The organism is Paenibacillus sp. MAH-35 (assembly GCF_058135425.1).
On the sequence record NZ_JBYUPU010000046.1, the window covers coordinates 1 to 17,924 of the forward strand.

The following is a 17,924-nucleotide window of genomic DNA, read 5'->3' on the forward strand; positions in this document are numbered from 1 at the left end:
TAAATATATTCATATATTTTCAAGAGAGGTGTCATCCGCATATGCGCAAATTCACCGACAAAGAAAAAGAGCTTATCCGCGGCAGGTTGCTGGAGAATGGGCGCCAGCTGTTCTCGGTGCACGGGCTTAAGAAAACGAGCGTCACGGACCTGACCAAATCCGCAGGAATCGCGCAAGGATCGTTTTATATGTTTTTTGCTTCCAAGGAGGAGCTGTATCTGGAAATTCTCCAGCTGGAGGAGCATGCCATCCGCAGCCGTCTGCTGGAATTGCTTATATCTGCAGAGAAGCTGACCCGGCCGCTGTTCAAACGGTTTTTACGGGAATCGTTCGCCGTTATGGAGACCCATCCGCTCATCCGCCAACTTTACGACAACGACAGCATGGAGACGTTGTTCCGCGGGATACCCGAGGAGAAGCTGAAGGAGCATTTTGACAGCGACTCCCGTTTTTTCATTCCGATTTTCGAGCTGGCTCAGCAACACGGGGTCATGATCCAGGCACATCCGGAAACGATCGTTAGTCTGCTTCGTTCGCTTGTGCTGCTCGCCCTGCAGAAACGTCATATCGGCGAGGACAAATACGAGGATACGATCGAACTGCTCATCCGTCTTGTGGCGGACGGCCTGATTGCCGAAGAGGAGGAAACCGATGATTGAGGTGCAACAGTTGCAGTTTTGGTATCCGGGAGTTAAGGAGCCTGCGCTTAAAGGGCTCGACTTCTTGATTCGCGAAGGGGAAATTTTCGGATTTCTGGGCCCGTCCGGAGCCGGCAAAAGCACGATCCAAAAAATATTGATCGGCGTCCTCAAGCCGTATGCAGGAAGCGTTCGCGTCATGGGCAAAGAGCTTAGGGAGGTCCGGAGCGATTATTATGAGAATATCGGCGTCGCCTTCGAGTTCCCCAACTTTTATGCCCGGTTTACGGCCATCGAGAATCTGAATTTATTCCGCTCGTTATATTCCGGTGAGACGGAAGATCCGAAGAACCTGCTGGCCATGCTCGGGCTGGAACCGTACGCTCATAGGAAAGTAGCCGATTATTCCAAAGGAATGAAAATGCGGCTGAACATGTGCCGGGCTCTTCTGAATAAACCGGGCCTGCTGTTTCTGGACGAACCGACATCGGGACTTGACCCGGTGAATGCCAAAAGCTTGAAGGAGCTGATCCTCCGGAAAAAACGCGAAGGCACAACGATTCTTCTGACCACCCACAACATGAGCGCCGCCGAAGAGCTGTGCGACCGCGTCGCTTTCATCGTAGACGGAGACATCCGTCTGATCGATTCCCCCCGCGAGCTGAAGGTTCGCCAAGGCCGGAAGGAAGTCCAAATCGAGTACAAGGAAGATTCGTCGCTCAAGCGAGCCTCGTTCGATCTGCGGGCGATCGGCAACGATCCCGCGTTTATCCGGCTGCTCCGCAGCGGAACTATCGAGACGATGCATACCCAGGAAGCTTCCCTGGAAGATATATTTGTGAACATTACGGGGAGGTGTCTGGGATGAGGTTGGCTGCGGCGTTCCGATACGATGTTCTGCTGCAATTCCGTCACGGCTTTTATTACGCTTATTCCCTCGTCGCTGTGGCCTATATCGTCCTGATGCAGCTGCTGCCGGACAGCTACCTGGAGAAAACGAACATCCTGCTCACGTTCTCCGACCCGAGCATGCTCGGCTTTTTCTTTATCGGCGGACTCGTCCTGCTTGAGAAAGGGCAAGGCATCCACGACAGCTTATTTGTGACACCTTATACGCCGGAAGAGTATATTTGGTCCAAAACGCTATCGCTATCGGTGCTGTCTGTTGCTACCAGTTGGATCATCCACGCCTCTGCCTTCGGCTTCGGTACGAATCCCATATGGCTGCTAATCGGCGTAGCCATGACCTCGGTGTTTTTTACGTTTATCGGTCTCGGGGTTGCGGTGCGGGTGAAGACGTTAAACGGCTTTTTCTTCCTGTCTACCTTTGCGACACTACTGTTCATGCTGCCAGTCCTGGAAACGGCCGGAATATGGAGCAGCCCGCTGCTTGCGGTATTGCCGACCTACGGATCGCTTCTGCTCATCGGCGCGCCCTTCTCCGCTCCAAGTCCGGCTCAGCTTCTGTATAGCGCGGTTTTGCTATTGGCTTGGATCGGGCTCGCTTATGGCTGGACCCGGAACTCTGTTTACCGGTTTCTCGTTTATAAAATCGGGGAAGGAGCCGAAGGACGATGAACCGAACGTTTCATCTGATTCGCGGGGATCTGCGGCATGTGACCCGGGACCCTATGCTCGCCTTTTATCTGCTCGCGCCGCTGCTTCTATTAGTTGTGCTCCGGTTCGGAGTCCCGGCCGGCGCCATGCTTCTGGAGGAACGGACCGGCTTCGACCTGGCCGTCCATTATGATCTGATCCTGGGTATCGCGCTGTTTCTGACACCGCTCATTCTGGGGGTCATGACGGGTTTCCTGATGCTCGACGAGCGGGACGAGAAGCTGATCGACTATTATGCGGTTACGCCTTTATCGAAACGAGGATATTTGCGGTATCGGCTCTTCCTGCCGGTGCTCCTGTCCGTCGTCTACAGCGTCTTCATACTCACCTGTTCCGGGTTAGTCCCGGTGCGCCTGTGGAGTATGTTGACGATCCTGCCGATGGCGGCGCTGTCCGCACCGGTTATGTCGTTGTTTCTGGGCGCTTACGCATCCAACAAAGTGGAAGGCATGGCGTTGTCCAAGGGAGTCGGACTGCTTGTTTTCGGCCCTGTCATCGCTTATTTTATTCCGTTCCCGATCCAGGCGCTGGGCGCCGTCCTTCCGACCTACTGGTCGTCCAAAGCCTACTTCGCCGGGTTCGCGTCCGACCCGCTCGCTGCGCTTCTGCTTGCGGTGGCGGGAACGCTTTACCACATCCTGTTGTTTCTGATGCTGCTCGTTCGTTTTATTAGAAAGACGGATTAGCCAGGAACGGCCTGGCGGACAACGTGTCCTGCGAGCTCCTTACACGTCGGCAATTCCGAAAGTCCCCGTTCCAGAGACCGGAAACCGGCTTGCAGACCATCGGATATTCCATGACCATTTTCCGCGCAGGTCGGTATCAGTTGCTCTTTTTAGAGAGGCTCCTTAAATGATGCCGTAACTTCCGTACTACGTAGTTTGCGTCCGACCCCACCCCTCTCAAAGTAGCTGAAGCAAATGAGCGTTGACCTTCCAAACCTACATAATAAAGTCCAGGCACGGAACTGCTTACGCCAGCTACCTGCAAGGGCCTTCCCGCGGAATCAAGCGCCCCTATCCCGCTGAAATAAGAGAGATTCGGGCGGTACCCGGTGGCGAAGATAACGGAGTCTACCGGCTCCTTTGTCCCATCGCTCCAGATCACGCCATCGGCATAAAACGACGTAAACATCGGCCGTTGATCAGGCTTACCTGCTTTAATCCGCTCCTGATATAACCCCAAATCGATCACGTTGCTTGGGCTAGGGGCCCTTTTCCCTAAACGCCAAAATGGAAAAGTATCAAAGCCGATTGCTTTTATCCAAACATGCAGATCCAGGCCCAATATCCTTTGTTTCATAAACTGCACCGGCTGCAATACAGCTAAAGAGGTGTTACTTACCTCTGCCAGTTCTACGCCAATTTGCACGGCGGAATTGCCGCGTCCAACCACCAGCACCCTTTTATTTCTGAAACGATCGGGATTGCGGTACTCAGAGGAATGCATCATCGCGCCCTTAAACTCAGTTCTCCCATGAATGACGGGGGTATACGGATTGTGAAAGGAACCCGTCGCGTTAATTATCGTTCTTGTCTGGTACATATCCCCGGTCATTGTATGGACTGTGAACACATCACCGATTTTCTCCACGAACACCACACGTTTATTTAATCTAACTGGCAACTGATACTTTTCCCTATAGTCCTGTAAGTAACGAATGACTTCCTCTTTCCCGAGATACCGATTGGGGTCCCCCTGGATCTTCATTCCGGGTAAAGAGGAAAATCGTGCCGGTGAAAATAGCTTTAAACTGTCATAATATTGAGGCCACGAACCTGCCGGCTGATCGCTCGCCTCAAGAATCAGGAACTTTAGGCCCTTCCTGCTCAAATGATATCCGGAAGCTAGACCGGCCTGCCCTCCCCCGATTACGATTGTGTCCCATACTACCTCAGCCACTGTCATCACCCTCATTTTATTTGCATTTTGCAACTATTAATAAAAAAGATTACCCCATAGGGGTTGTGCAGCATAAACTGGATTTTGCCATCGCCTCATTCAGCAGCTTGATCGAACGAATAACAGTCTCTTTTTCAAAATCGTTCATGTGTGAGAGAATCTCGTTTAAATATGCATTCATTTGCTGGTCGATCGTCGTTGCAACGAATTTCCCTTGTACGGTCAATGAAAGAATGTACACTCTCCGATCTTCCGGATCGGGAACCTTTTTCACCATATTCAGTTTGATTAACGACTGGACTTGACGGCTAAAAGTTGTAATGTCGGTGCCTAATGCTTCTGCTACCTGTTGCATGGACGGCTTATGCTGGTGATCAATCTCATAAAGAATGTGGCTCTGGATCAAGGAAATGTCCATACCACCGGCTGTACAGCAGTTTTTATTTAGAAAACCAAATCGGCGGGTCATGATTTGAAACAGCTCGCGAGTATTTTCCATGATCTTTCGCCTCCTGCAATAGTTATATCGTACATACTTGCAAATTGCAATTATTATTTTTACCTGTGATTTGGTTTTGTACCAAAAGAAAAAACCACTTTCTCATACAAGTGGTTTCATTCAAGTTTATTGGTTTGGGTATAATCTCAACAGCGATTCTTTCTGTGCCGGTTTCAATTCGATCACGTTTCGTATTTCTTTTGCTTTGGCTTCAGCCTCATCGACCGTTTGGCATAACCCTAGACCAAGCAATGTTCCAGCGGCGACAGTACCGGTTCTTCCTTTTCCTCCACCGCAATGAAAGGCTACTTTTTTATTTTGGCGGTATGCTTCTGTCACCGCTTGGATAGCTTGTCGAAATGCTTCTTCCTGGGGCTGGCTGGAACGATCCGCTAACGGGATCTGAACCCATTGCACCCGGTCACTCGGATAGGCGCTTTCAGTCGCTTCGCCTCGGAGATCAACAACAACATCAATGCCTTCGTTTTTTACCATGGATTCCACGTCTGCTGCTCCACCCATAAATATGTGATTCGGAATTAGAGCATGGTACGATTTTTCGATAATCATGGACTATACCCCTTTTTTAAAAGATTCGAACTTCACCTGAACCGGTGCCGATGGCGGAGCACAGCACAATGACAAGTCCCGGGCTTCTCCCGCCGATTCAAATTCGGAATCCTCTTTTGTGTAGAAAATCTCCCAGGCATTTCCGTCGGGATCGTATACCCAAACTTTATCCTGAACCGCATAACAGCAAGTCGTATTCATCTCGTCAATGAGCAGAAGCCCGCTTTGACGCAGCCGTTCCCCCATAGCGAGCACTTCTTCGGTGTTATTGACTTGGAAACCCAGGTGGTTCAATACACCCTTTTGTTCGAAAGGGCGGACATTTAATGAAAAATGAAGGGCCGGTTCCCCGAGCTCGAATTTAGCGTAGTTATCCTTGATTTTACTTGGCTCTGCTCCAAAAAAAGCCCGATAGAAGTCAAGAGACTTCTTCAGATCGGTACAGTTCAAAGCAACATGCATCCTTTTGATCATAGGAGACGTTCACTTCCCTTCTTTTACAAATTGCTTAATCCGGTTTTGAATCGAATCCCGGACAGTCCGGAATTGTTCCATGATTTCGTCCTCGGTTCCGGTTGCTTTTGCTGGGTCATCAAAACCCCAATGCCACTTGGTTACATTCTTGTTAGCGATCACGGGACAATGCTCGTCAGCATGTCCGCACAGCGTAATCACGTAATCGGCGCGATTCAACAGTTCCGGATCGATCACATCGGACGTATTCCGGCTTATATCTACGCCGGCTTCCTTCATCACCTGGACCGCACGCGGATTTAGGCCATGCGCCTCCAGCCCTGCGCTTTTCACTTCATATTTTTCGCTGCCCAACGCTTTTAAAAATCCATCCGCCATCTGGCTCCTGCACGAATTGCCGGTGCATAAAAAATAAACAAGAGGTTTCTTCTCCATCGTACATGTCTCCTTTTTGATTTCCGATTTGGGTTAGACTCTTTGACTTCCTCTACCTAATGCCCACTTCACGACGATCATGGCAGCAATCGCAAGAACTACTGTGATAGTCACGATGATTAGCCATACATTAACGTTCGTGGATTGAAGCAAATAAAGCCACGCAAAAAGACCGACGAGAGTAAAAAACAAAGTGGGGACGGTTAAAAGGATGCCGATCTTAAAATACATCCCCCAACCGATCTTCACGTTTTTCGCCGCTAACACATGCAGCCAGAGCAAGGTTGCCAAAGACCCGATCGGGGTGATTTTCGGCCCCAGATCCGATCCGATCACATTCGCATAGATCAGTGCCTCGCGAATAAAGCCTTCCGTTTGCGTACCTTGTATGGCAAGTGCGTCAATCATGACCGTCGGCATGTTATTCATGATCGAGGACAGGATTGCCGCTAAGAAACCTATGCCCACGGTAGCAGCGAATAGTCCTTTGTCCGCAACTGCTTGAATGACACTGCCCAATGCATCGGTAAGACCGACATTCCGGAGTCCATACACGACGACATACATACCGATGGAGAAGATGACGACAGCCCAAGGAGCCCCCTTGACGAGCGTCCACGTCTGAATGACAGGGCTTCTTCTCGCAGCCATAAGGAAAGCAATCGCCGCAATCCCGGCAACGATCGACACGGGAACGGATAAAAATTCACTGCCAAAGTAGGCTATGAGGAGAGCTGCTAGTATAACCCAGGATAGCCGGAACAATCTCTTGTCCTTAATCGCTTCTTCCGGCTTTTTTAGCTCGGAGAGATCGTAGCTTTTCGCAATGCTTTTACGAAAATACAAATAAAGCACCAGGAGGCTGGCCAGGATCGAGAAAAAATTCGGAACGATCATACGGCTCGCATATTCTACAAAACCGATATTGAAGTAATCGGCCGATACGATATTCACCAAATTGCTTACGACAAGCGGCAAAGAAGCTGTATCGGCAATGAAGCCGCTTGCCATAATAAACGGAAGAATCATCTTTTCTTCAAATTTAAGCGCGCGTACCATTGCAAGCACGATCGGTGTTATGATTAAGGCCGCGCCGTCGTTTGCAAACAGAGCTGCGACAGCCGATCCCAGCAACACGATAAAGACGAACATGAGCAGTCCGTTACCGCGTGCAAGCCGCGCCATATGCAACGCTGCCCATTCGAAAAATCCGATCTCATCGAGCACCAGCGAGATTAAAATTATGGCAACAAACGCCAAAGTGGCGTTCCAAACAATGCCGGTAACGGTACCGACGTCCGCGAAGCTGACTACACCGAAAATTAATGCGAGAATGGCTCCGGCGCTAGCAGACCAGCCGATATTCAATCCTTTTGGCTGCCAAATCACAAACGTTAAGGTGAGTAAAAAAATAAGAAAAGCGATGTAAACCATAAAAGCCCTCCTGAATTAATTGCAACAATCATTCTGCTCGCAGATCGTCGTTTGAATTTTTTCTTTTTGCGAAGGAATCCGGTTCAGAATTTCTGCGATATAGGGCTTGTCTTGAACATGTAAGGAGTAGTATACCCACTGCCCTCTTTTGGTCTCTTTGACGAGGCCGCCGTCTTTTAATTTGCGCATATGCTGGCTAATGTTCGGCTGACTCGTTTGTAACAGGTCAACGATCTCGCACACGCACAGTTCCTGCTCATTCAGCAGGGCGACAATCGTAAGCCTGTTCTTATCGCCCAGCAGCTTTAGTACATCGGCCATCTCTTCAATCGAAATCATGCTTGCCACTCCTTTCTAAACGACAGGGATATTCATCCCTTTTAATAAACCAATGACCTTTTCCCGGATTTCATCACGTGCCGCCCTAACATCCTGTAGAGTGCAACCTTCAATCGCCAAGGGGTCTGTAATGTTCCATTCTTCGTTTCGGATATGAAATGGTACGATCGGGCAACGCTCGACGACTTGCTCACATAGTTTGACAATCGCGTTAGCGGAAATAAAAAATTTCATATCTATTTTTTTACTAACATTCTGCGAAAGATCGATCCCCACCTCCTGCATGACTTCAATCGTAAAAGGATGCAGTGTATTGGGTGGCTCCAACCCGGCGCTTTCCACGACGACATGCTCTCCGCCATAATACTTGGCAAAAGCTTCTGCTATCTGGCTGCGACAACGGTTTTGACCGCAAAGAAAATAAATTCGAGTCGCTTTGCTGTTCATTTTCTCACACTCCTTAATATTTGTAAATGATTATATAATTAAATGATTATCTATAAAAGTTAAGTAATTGTAAACACTCCTTCAATATAAGGCTTCCTAAAAAAACGACAGATACAAAGCAATCGAAAGCAAATACCTAACGCAGCATGCTGAAGACAACGGCTTCGGGTTGATCCGATCATGCAAGTATGAGGCAAAAAAAAGCAGAGAGAATGTCATCTCCCTGCCGTGCATGTCTCTTCATGTGCCGCTTTACCCGACTTCCAAGCTGAGACTGCCTTGCTCTATTACTTTTCGTGACCTGATGCCGTCTCATGAGCATGATCCACGGATGCCTCTTGAATGTTCTTAAACGCCCAGTGATGTGCAGACACGTCGCTCCACTTCGCATTTGATACGGACAATGGCTCGCGACCTGCCAGCTTGTTAAGCATCGTTACCGCTTCGGCGCGGGTTAGAGTCCGCTCCGGACGGAACGTGCCGTCACCGTATCCGCTGACGATTCCCGCTGCCATCGCTTTCCCAATCGCTGCCGCCGCCCAGTGGTCTGCAGTGTCGGAAAAGCTGCCTCCGCCTTCCGCGGCTGTGATCAAACGAGCTGCAATGCTTGCCGCTTCAGCGCGCGTAATTGCTTGTTCCGGCTTGAAGCTGCCATCCGGATAACCGTCCATCAGTCCGCTGTCCGCTGTCAAATCGATGGCCGCTTTCGCCCAGTGAGAAGGCGCGGTATCCGTAAAGGTTTTGGCAGACGGCTCGCTGCCCTTATCCTTACCGAACAGCCGGGATAACACAGTTGCCATTTCTGCGCGCGTTATTGGCTTGTCTGGTCCGAATGTGCCGTCCGGATAGCCCGTCATATACGCTTGATGCCCTTTGCTTGCTTGCGATCCTAGCTGAACGACCGTAAACGTGCTGAACTTAGTCACGGTAAATCGAATGCCCGGCTTGCCTGTTGCATCGTACGGGACGATTTCCCCTCGAATCAGCTCTTTTGTGCCGTCGCTATGCTCGATGAAGATGCCCAACTCTTTAAGCTGCTGCTCGCTCAGACCCGTCTCGGGCAGCGGCATTACCAGTGTAACCGGACGGTTCTGCATGTTCGTCTCGATTTTCATGGGACGACCCAAAACGTTGATTACTGCATCTCCTGCGGCTTCACGCACAATCGGCTCCGTTCTTGCGCGTTGTTCTGCTTCACTGCGCTCGCTTTCTGTTTTGAGCGGCACGATATTGAAGTAGATGTCTTCCTTCCATCCCTGCAACGACTCGCCCGGAATAACCAGGCGCACGTTATTCGTGCTGATCTCCAGATCCACTTGATTGTCCGCCAATTTGCCTGTTGATTCCTTCGGCAATATTACCTTAAGCTCAGAAACCTCATCCTTGGGATCGGGAATGACGATCCTGGCAGAGTCGGAACCGGCAGCTTTCAGTTGATCAACCAGTTTGTCCGCTTGTCCCGGTGTAAAGGAAATCTCATCCTTCTTCCGTCCGTCCGCTCCAGTCGTACGATGGATGACCGCCGTGGACACAATTCCGCCGTTGCCGCTGTTTTCTACATGAACGGTGATGGTCTCGCCTTGCGAAGAGCCGGACGATGAACCGCCCCCGCCGTCGGACGAATGACGCAAAGTAATCCCGGCGCTAATCGCGGGTGTTGTTGCATTGCCCGCCGCATCCGCCAATTCCATGTACACTCTCTTGGCGCCGCTGCCCGGGCTCAATGTCCATGCTTTCGTACCGGCAATCGCTTCCCATGAGCTCCAGACCGCATTGTCGTTAGAGAAGCGCATCCGGACACCGCCCGAACCCGCACCGTCGCTACCCGCAATCATCAAGCTGACGGAAGCCGAGCTGGTGCTCTCTGCTCCGCTGTTAATGCTCATTGTACCTGTAGGTGCCGTCTGATCGAACAATACGCCGCTGCCATCCGTTGTTGTATGTACGCTCGCCCCCATGTTTCCGGACAAATTGGCGAAATTGATGGTGAACGGAACAGGCCCTTCCGCTTCTTCGCCTGTAAACGAATATTCCGCTTGGTAGACATTACCGCCCAAGCTGGTCACGCTGGCCGTCTGGCCTGCAATGGTGACTGCGGGCAGATTCTGCAAACTCTCGCTGGCGGTGAAGGTTAGAGTCGCTGCGTCCCCTTTCTTGGCAACAGACGGGGTGGCATTGCTGCTGGCGATACCCACCTTCGTCAGCGTCGGCGCCACTGCCGTGTCCGGCTTGATGCTGACCTCATTGGAATCGGCTATCCATCCGCCGGCATTGTAGGCTTTGACTACGAAATAGTAAGTGCTCCCGTTCGTCAAGCCGTTCACGCTATAGGTTGTTTGTGTAACGGAAGCTTTGTAGGTTGCGTCGTAAACGCTGCTTGCTGTACCCATATATAGATTGTAGTAGGTCGCTCCAGTTACGCTGTTCCAGTTCAAGAGCGCGGTGCCGTCGCCCGCAGCCGCCTTCAAATGAAACGCAACTTCAACTTTACCGGACTGCAGCGTTTTCGTCATTTCCTTCGCCGATCCGTCGGTCACGGTAAATTGTTCCGGAAGGTTTCCCTTCAAGGTTATAGCTTTATCCCCGGTCATAGCCCCGTCCTTAATACGAAAGGAGACCGTAAACAGCTTTTGGCCTGCCGTTATGAGAGCATCGCCGCCCCTCTGATCCGCCCAGGCGGCTTTGAGCGAGCCGGAAGTGTTGTCGTATACGGAATCGAAGGTATCGCCTGACTGGCCTGTTATTCGGGTCACTTCCAGCGAGGCTGCGTCATAGCCGATTTCCATTCCGTAAGAACCTACTCCACTCGAAGCCTCGCTTACAGATACGGGCACATCGACTGTTTCGCCGGGCGCTCCACTGACACTGCCGATCACAAGGCTCACCATTCCGGGCGCAAGCGGATTGACGCGTACCGTACCGGCGGCAAGTCCGGGAATAGCGGTGAAAGCCGTATCGTCCACCGTATATTTCGCAGAGGTGAAGTTTATAAGGGAATCGCCCGGTACCGCGTTATCTTTAATTTTCAGTTGAACCGTGAATATCTTTTGTTTGGAACTAAGAAACCCAAAGTCGGTTAAACCCGTAGCCGCAACCTTAATCGTTCCGGCCACGGATGTATCTGTATGAAATGGAGAATGGGACGGCGGCGGCATCGGCGCTTCATTCGTTACCGCTGAATTCCCCTGAACAAGCTCAAACACCTGAGTGTCGTAAGACAATTCGATGTTGTATCCCAGAATAAAATCGTCTACACCGGGTGTTGTTCCCGGCTCCATGTAGACCGATACACTTACTGTACTTCCTGGTTCGCCTGACGCCCCGACTGCTTCAGCTTTCACTCCTGTCGCCATAGCAGCCTCGGCGCCGCCCATCGGTCCGAATGAAGCCGTCATGCACAAGACCACGATAAAAATGAGCATTTGGTGCAACCATTGTCTGGTTCCATATCGACGTATATCCAATTCTTTCACTGCCTTCCCAGGTAAATGTTCATCATGATCACCGTGTCTGCCGCATTCACTGCTCCATCGCCGTTCAGATCGGCTATTTCGAGTTGTTCGGCAGTCAAGGAAATTTTCCCTAGTATGTATTGATTGACAAGAAGAATATCTGCAGGCGTAACCTTCCCGTCCCCGTTCATATCTCCCTTAACAAGAGTCGTAAAGCTCCATACCCCGGGGGACGATATCCCTTCGTAGATGCTGCTGTCCTGATTCTGAAACGCGCCAGCCTCAATATATACATCAAACTTGGTACCGCTCTCCAGCAGTTTGGGCTGAATTTTTACCATATTTCCCAAAATGCTCACCTTCTGCGCATCATGAACCCCGATTCTCTCCACTTCGCTGTTATCCGTCGATTTGCGGATGATGATGCTTTTCCCGCTCACGGCCGTTACGTTCTCGCTGAAGGTGAGGCTCAGTTCCATCTTCAGTGGAACGCCGGTCGCGTTCGCGGACGGACTGAAGTTGCTTACTTGCAGGCCAAATGGAATTGCCTTAAGCACCAATAGAGCTGAGTTCGGATTGGCATTGTCATAAGGTTTGTATGCGGCATAAAGCGCGCTGTTGTTTCCATAAAGGGGGAGTTCGCCGCTGTTATTGGGAAACGTCTCATGGTTGCCGATAATCGTCCAGTTCCCGTTTGCATACTGATGAATAAACGTTTTTGAAACGAATGTTGCGCCTTGCATGTCAATCTTGTAATAGGATACGTATAACGAATCCTTTGCCTTTACGAAGTTGATGTTCATGGGCGACATTTCCGAAAAATTAGCTGCACCTACGCTCTCCCATTCGCTTCCGTTGTATTTCCGTACGTTAACATACTGTTGGTTTGAAGAATTTTGATGGTTGTAGGCAACGTAAGGCGTTCCGTTATCAACGAAAATTTTGGGATTCTGCACGAAGTCAGGAAAAAAGGGGTGGCTCGACGGTAACTGTGCCTGGGCATAGCTGCCCCCTACTCTCCCCCATATATTGCCGTTCAGCTTTTCCACTACAATGGACATGGGGCTTATTTCCTGGTATACCACATAGGGTGTTCCTTGGTAGACATACAGATCGTTAGCCTGAGTTTGCTGGCCAAGCTGCGCGTTGCCGACCATCTTCCAGGTCCCTTCCTCTAACCTCATAACGGTCACTTTCCCCGTCGAATAAGAAAGATAAGGAACGCTTCCGTCAACAAAAAGAGAGTACTGCTCCATTACGGCTCCTATAAAGAATGTGGTATTTCCCGCCAAAGACCAAGCGTTTCCGTCATACATTTTCACGTACAACCTATCCCCTTGATTCGTATTGGCCGTATAGGCAACATAAATGATCCCGTCATTACTAATGCTCATTTGGACGGTATAGATGTGGCTATGATTATCATCTGAGATGGATTCGCTGCCTACCGGATCCCAGGTACTCCCGTTGAATCTCTTCACTTTCACCCTTGGGATATTGTTTTCCGTCTGGATATAGGCGACATAAGGACTGCCGTCGTATGTAGCGATCGCACTGTCTGTTATGTATCCCCCTTCGTGAATGCTGCTCACATCCTTCCACTCGGATGCTGCCTGCACCGGTGCCGCCTTCAATCCGGCGAATGCCCATACCATTACCAGACCGAAGATCAGCATGCGCTTCAATAAACGCGACATTTCCCTCACCTTTTTCTATTGGTTTATCCACTTCTATATGGACTTGTATTCTAATTTATCAACTACTTCTCACAAAAAACTCTCAAAATGATGGAGGGCCCGCTTCATGCAATTATCCCGGCATGGGTTCCGCGCCGGGATATTATAGCAGCTTTCCTATTCGATTTAACTATCCTTCAGCAGACATCGCCATTGCTTTGGTTTCATGAACGGTGCCAAACGGATGCTCCGGCGGCGCGTAGATCACGTAAACTTTAAGGGGGGTGTTGCCTGTATTGGTTACATTGTGCCATTTTCCAGCAGGTATCATAATGGCGTAGTCATCGTAGGCCATTTCTTGAAAATCTAATTTGTCTTTCCTATCCCCCATTTGAACAAGCCCCTGGCCTTCTTCAATCCGTATGAATTGGTCAGTCGTCGGATGGACTTCCAGTCCGATATCATCACCGACATTAATACTCATCAGAGTCACTTGAAGATGCTTCCCTGTCCATAAAGCGGTACGGTAAGTATGATTTTGCTTTGTTGCCTGGTCTATATTCACTACAAAAGGCTTCGGACCGTAATCTCTTAGCATTATTATATTTCCAGTGTGATTATTGTCGTTCCTGTACCAATTGTAATAATAAGGATTATAACCCCAATAGTGGTTGCTCCAGCTGCTATGCATAGGATTATACCCTTGATAACGACGGCAAGAATTATAGTACATGCTTATTCATTCTCCTCTTATGATTTCATTGTTTACTTTTTATCCTATGCGTTTACCTATTTAATGGACTGCAAAATTTACAATAACAGGCTATAGCCTAATACATGATGACAGAACAAATACAAAAAATTTACTATTCATGCAGCCGAGTCGGCTTTGGTTTAAGAGCACCTGTTATTCGCAGCAAAAAGAGGCCTTCCCTTTTTAAGGGAGGCCGCATTTTCTATTCGTCCACCAGAATTTTGCTTCATTACTTAACGATCAGATTATGTAAAGCATCAAGCATCTGTAGGATTAAGACTCTTGACTGACTTTATAACCATATCTCTGACAACTTTCCCGGCGATGAAAAAGAGAATCCCCTGCGGCCTTAGACCGGGAGAGGATTTATTTTTATTTCAACCGATTCTTTTCTTGACCATTCGAGTTATCCGTTTTCCGGATTTCGGGAGAGGAAATACCCTTGCTTTTTCCACGTACGTAACACCGGTATATTTTTTCAATTCCAATCTTAAGCTCGGAGAATCGCTGTTCGGATTTCGTACTAACCAATGATAGATCCATACTTCATTTGGGGGCGTATTCCCATTTTTGATCGGACAAAGTAATCTGCCATTTTTCACTTCCCTTCCTGCCGGGAATGCCGGTGATTGAGGCACTTTGAATTTGACGGCAACGCATGAGCCAGCCGGTATGGCGGGCGAAGGGACCGTACCGGTGCAGCGCCCTTTCTGATCGCTCTTTTTAAAGGGTGTTTTTCGAATTTCAATAGGCGTAACCGTGATCAACTGGCGGAACAGATGTCCCGTTTTCCTGTTGATGTTGTAATGCAGAATGGTAACAGGTCCACTATACGTTGTCGGATTCAGGCTATTGGGGGAAACCAAAACGCCATCGTGGACGGTAGCCGGCGCCCCCATCGTAGTAAAGTAAAGGATGCCGACGCAATCCCCAGCTTTTATAGTAGCCAAATGAACCTCACTCCTTACTCTTGATCCTGCATCGTATGAGGCTCACTCCAATAATTCTTGTGCTCCTGCCAGGGGCCGTTTCTCCCTATCCGTATCCGGATCCCCATATTCCGACGAACCTCTATAGGCATTCGCACATAGTCTGGGTGTATATGAGCCGAGGAGGAACGTCAGCATGTTGAAGCCCGCCAAACCTGTTCAAGTATTACAAAACAATATTTTCGAAATTACCGGCGTAGATACCGTGGAGAAATATTTAAAGGCCGTCGATCAAATTTATCGGATGGTGTGCCCGCCCCAAAAGCCCCGGTCCTGCGAGCTTTGGTTCAGAGGAACCAAAAGTACGACCTTCAACCTCGAGCCGTCTATCGCCAGAGGGCTCGGGGCCCAATCCGAAATTGTCTACTTGTCCAAATTTCGCTCGCTTGCCTATCCTTACTTGGGCAATGTCCCCTATTTCCCCTTTTCCGAAGACAAAACGCACTCCTACTGGGGCTGGCTTTTCCTGATGCAGCATTACAGCGTGCCCACCCGTCTGTTGGATTGGTCCCGGGAAGCGCTGGTTGCCCTGCTGTTCGCGCTGGGCATGCCGGCAAATGCGACGGAAGAGACCCATGACAAGGTTGTCTGGGTTTTGAATCCGGTAGTTTTGAATCGAGCGTTCCGGTTTTATCCGTTTCTCAAGCCCGGCTATATCCCAAATGTTACGGAGCCTGCCTTTACTGCGCGCTTTGGCCCCAACGCCAAAAACGACAATGTAAAAGCCGCCGCAGCGGTCGGCCCGCTTAACAACCCGAGAATTATTAAGCAGGCCGGCACCTTTACCGTATTCCCCATTACACCCACCATGGTTCCTTTGAATCTTCTTCCCGATAGCTCCAAATATTTGTATAAAATTATAATTAACAAAGCGGCAAGGGATGCCATGAACGACCAGTTGTTCCATTATGGGCTGACCGAGCACGACTTGTTCCCCGGACTGGAAAATGTCGCCGCAGATATCAGGCAAGAAATCGAAGCGGAAGGCCTGACTCCGACGAAATCGTAGGACAGCTATTATACTACGCTGTTTATATTAGTCGACACTTTCTTAAAAAATAAATCTACAATACTGCCAGTAAATAGAGTGGGGCTGTCCAGAAAGTCAGTGAAAACTGACTTCCGAAGGCCCCGTTTTTGTTGAAATGGCTATATAATACATTGGAATCTATTCGGATGAAGGCACAGCTAAGCCGAAACCCTGAGGTGGCTTCCATGACTAAAACCTTGGGACGATTATTTCACATGGCTCTTTCCAAGGATTAGTGCTTACGTAGAGCATGAATTCTTGATTATCCGAATCAAAGACGATGAAGATGGGATGCCCGAAAAAAGCCTGCTCCTTTACAGCAGCAACTGAGATCGATGATTGATACAGAGGATGAGCATCAATCGATTGGGCTTATCAATGTTCAGGAACGATTGCACCTGCAGTATGGCTCCAAATACAGCTTGCAAATAGAGTCTTCACTCGGGTTTGGAACACAAGTCACAATTAAAATCCCATTCATGGTGGAACAGCATGTTTAAGGTCTTGTTAATTGATGATGAGAAAGCCATTATTGAAGGGTTATCGGCTATAATTAGCTGGAGTAGGCTGAACTGCGAGGTCATAGGCTCTGCTTACAATGGGCAGGTGGGAGTAGAGCAAGCCGCTCTGCTCCAACCAGATATTATCGTGACGGATATTCGAATGCCCTACGTTGACGGACTCCAAATGATCGAAGCGATTCAGCGTACGCAACCCCATGTCCAGTTCATTATTCTTTCCGGGTATTCTGATTTCAAGTACGCTCAGAAGGGAATTGAACTCGGGATCAAGCAATATGTATTGAAGCCAGTAGAGGAAAAGGAGCTGGAGGCCAGCCTCGCAGCTATCGTTCAAAAATTAGATAAAGAAAGACAAGAGCGTATGGAGATAGAAAAGTTGAAACAGCTTTCTTCGTCTGCGGAGTTGATGCTCCAGGAACAGCTTTTTTAGAGATCTGATTAATGCCGGTGAGGATAATGAGGATATACTCTCCGCGCTGGAGAGCACTGGAATCGACTTGAATCTCCCTTTTGCAACTGTACGATTGCTAGAACCGAGGCGGAAAATCAAGACTGGAAAGCTCCCGGACGGTCCTTTGACGTGCTAACCCATATGTATGCGTGTAGAAGGAAATGGGTATCGGGCTCCAGCCGACGACGGATGTATCGACCTATATAGCCTAGCTGCTTTTTCACGTTCCCATTTAGTTTCGGGGCATGCCCATAGAAGCCTTCCGCGTTTTCGTTGTAAGCTTTTTGCAGTAACGGCTGTACTTGTTTCTTTTTTTCCTCCGTCAATGTCCGGCGGATGAGCTTCAATACGACCGTCTGCCATACCTTCCAATGAAACAGCAGGTCGCAGGTTGGAATCCACCATGACAAACGCTGTGGTTGGTGGTAAATGGGTAGACAGGCCCTCGAACCGCAAGTTTCTGGGCTTTAGCTTTCTGAGGGACAAGAAAGCGACGATTCGTCTAGCTTCACAAACGCTCTCACGATTCAAAGAGAAAGTCCGAGAGCTAACGAACCGAACGCGATCAATGTCGATGGAAAGCCGCATTACCCAGCTAAACCGATACCTCATCGGCTGGATTGGCTATTTTCGTTTGGCCTCAGTCAAGAACCACTGCGAGAAGTTCGACCAGGCGATACGTTTACAATCCCATGG

Annotated in this window: 18 protein-coding genes and 2 pseudogenes; 7 read left to right on the forward strand and 13 right to left on the reverse strand. The window is 49.3% G+C overall.

Going from position 1 to position 17,924, the window contains the following annotated elements:
- The 4 genes from AC3Y2E_RS29600 to AC3Y2E_RS29615 all read left to right on the forward strand — a co-directional run.
- The coding region (locus AC3Y2E_RS29600; RefSeq protein ID WP_379216897.1) for a TetR/AcrR family transcriptional regulator at nt 1-659 on the forward strand (659 nt) is incomplete at its 5' end.
- On the forward strand, nt 652-1,506 hold the full coding sequence (locus AC3Y2E_RS29605) for an ABC transporter ATP-binding protein (protein ID WP_379216899.1): 855 nt from the start codon (nt 652-654) through the stop codon (nt 1,504-1,506). The genes AC3Y2E_RS29600 and AC3Y2E_RS29605, both read left to right, overlap by 8 nt.
- Nucleotides 1,503-2,216, forward strand: coding sequence for a fluoroquinolone export ABC transporter permease subunit (locus tag AC3Y2E_RS29610; protein WP_379216901.1), 714 nt, complete (start codon nt 1,503-1,505; stop codon nt 2,214-2,216). Before AC3Y2E_RS29605 ends, AC3Y2E_RS29610 begins: the two co-directional genes overlap by 4 nt.
- Nucleotides 2,213-2,941, forward strand: coding sequence for a hypothetical protein (locus tag AC3Y2E_RS29615; RefSeq protein ID WP_379216903.1), 729 nt, complete (start codon nt 2,213-2,215; stop codon nt 2,939-2,941). The genes AC3Y2E_RS29610 and AC3Y2E_RS29615 overlap by 4 nt, the downstream gene beginning before the upstream one ends.
- A 136-nt stretch (nt 2,942-3,077) precedes the next feature.
- Here AC3Y2E_RS29615 and AC3Y2E_RS29620 read toward each other — a convergent pair whose 3' ends face one another.
- From AC3Y2E_RS29620 to AC3Y2E_RS29675, 12 genes are all read right to left on the reverse strand, one after another.
- Nucleotides 3,078-4,157, reverse strand: coding sequence for a flavin-containing monooxygenase (locus tag AC3Y2E_RS29620; protein ID WP_379216905.1), 1,080 nt, complete (start codon nt 4,155-4,157; stop codon nt 3,078-3,080).
- A gap of 49 nt (nt 4,158-4,206) precedes the next feature.
- Nucleotides 4,207-4,656 (reverse strand): MarR family winged helix-turn-helix transcriptional regulator, encoded by a 450-nt coding sequence (locus tag AC3Y2E_RS29625; RefSeq protein ID WP_379216907.1) that lies wholly within the window; start codon nt 4,654-4,656, stop codon nt 4,207-4,209.
- Between the two features lie 126 nt (nt 4,657-4,782).
- The gene (locus AC3Y2E_RS29630) at nt 4,783-5,226 is read right to left on the reverse strand and encodes a protein-tyrosine phosphatase family protein (RefSeq protein ID WP_379216909.1); all 444 of its coding nucleotides are present in this window, start codon (nt 5,224-5,226) and stop codon (nt 4,783-4,785) included.
- Nucleotides 5,227-5,229: 3 nt separating this feature from the next.
- Nucleotides 5,230-5,700: an ArsI/CadI family heavy metal resistance metalloenzyme gene (locus AC3Y2E_RS29635; RefSeq protein ID WP_190927003.1), complete on the reverse strand. Its 471-nt coding sequence runs from the start codon at nt 5,698-5,700 to the stop codon at nt 5,230-5,232.
- Nucleotides 5,701-5,709: 9 nt separating this feature from the next.
- Nucleotides 5,710-6,135: an arsenate reductase (thioredoxin) gene (gene arsC, locus AC3Y2E_RS29640; protein ID WP_379216912.1), complete on the reverse strand. Its 426-nt coding sequence runs from the start codon at nt 6,133-6,135 to the stop codon at nt 5,710-5,712.
- Between the two features lie 33 nt (nt 6,136-6,168).
- A complete protein-coding gene (locus AC3Y2E_RS29645; RefSeq protein WP_379216914.1) occupies nt 6,169-7,569 on the reverse strand; it encodes an arsenic transporter in 1,401 nt (466 codons plus the stop codon).
- 15 nt (nt 7,570-7,584) lie between these two features.
- Complete coding sequence (locus AC3Y2E_RS29650) at nt 7,585-7,908, reverse strand: ArsR/SmtB family transcription factor (RefSeq protein ID WP_379216916.1); 324 nt, start codon at nt 7,906-7,908, stop codon at nt 7,585-7,587.
- 15 nt (nt 7,909-7,923) lie between these two features.
- Nucleotides 7,924-8,355, reverse strand: a complete 432-nt coding sequence (locus AC3Y2E_RS29655; protein WP_379216920.1) for an arsenate reductase ArsC — start codon at nt 8,353-8,355, stop codon at nt 7,924-7,926.
- A 287-nt stretch (nt 8,356-8,642) separates the two neighbouring features.
- Nucleotides 8,643-11,777, reverse strand: coding sequence for an S-layer homology domain-containing protein (locus AC3Y2E_RS29660; RefSeq protein ID WP_379216922.1), 3,135 nt, complete (start codon nt 11,775-11,777; stop codon nt 8,643-8,645).
- Nucleotides 11,778-11,824: 47 nt separating this feature from the next.
- Nucleotides 11,825-13,504 (reverse strand): dockerin type I domain-containing protein, encoded by a 1,680-nt coding sequence (locus tag AC3Y2E_RS29665; protein WP_379216924.1) that lies wholly within the window; start codon nt 13,502-13,504, stop codon nt 11,825-11,827.
- A 169-nt stretch (nt 13,505-13,673) separates the two neighbouring features.
- On the reverse strand, nt 13,674-14,216 hold the full coding sequence (locus AC3Y2E_RS29670; protein WP_379216926.1) for a cupin domain-containing protein: 543 nt from the start codon (nt 14,214-14,216) through the stop codon (nt 13,674-13,676).
- 398 nt (nt 14,217-14,614) lie between these two features.
- Nucleotides 14,615-15,187, reverse strand: a complete 573-nt coding sequence (locus AC3Y2E_RS29675; RefSeq protein WP_379216928.1) for a hypothetical protein — start codon at nt 15,185-15,187, stop codon at nt 14,615-14,617.
- A gap of 175 nt (nt 15,188-15,362) precedes the next feature.
- Here AC3Y2E_RS29675 and AC3Y2E_RS29680 point away from each other — a divergent pair, with 175 nt between their 5' ends.
- Together AC3Y2E_RS29680 and AC3Y2E_RS29685 are read left to right on the forward strand one after the other, a co-directional pair.
- Entirely contained in the window at nt 15,363-16,235 is an 873-nt protein-coding gene (locus AC3Y2E_RS29680) for an FRG domain-containing protein (protein WP_379216930.1), read from the forward strand.
- Between the two features lie 513 nt (nt 16,236-16,748).
- Complete coding sequence (locus AC3Y2E_RS29685) at nt 16,749-17,207, forward strand: response regulator (protein ID WP_379216932.1); 459 nt, start codon at nt 16,749-16,751, stop codon at nt 17,205-17,207.
- Nucleotides 17,208-17,410: 203 nt separating this feature from the next.
- On the opposite strand, the pseudogene AC3Y2E_RS29690 reads toward AC3Y2E_RS29685, so the two are convergent.
- Nucleotides 17,411-17,596 (reverse strand): annotated as a pseudogene (locus AC3Y2E_RS29690) (IS91 family transposase); the annotation flags it as partial.
- Nucleotides 17,597-17,658: 62 nt separating this feature from the next.
- Here AC3Y2E_RS29690 and AC3Y2E_RS29695 point away from each other — a divergent pair.
- Nucleotides 17,659-17,910 (forward strand): annotated as a pseudogene (locus AC3Y2E_RS29695) (group II intron maturase-specific domain-containing protein); the annotation flags it as partial.
- Between the last annotated feature and the right edge of the window lie 14 nt (nt 17,911-17,924).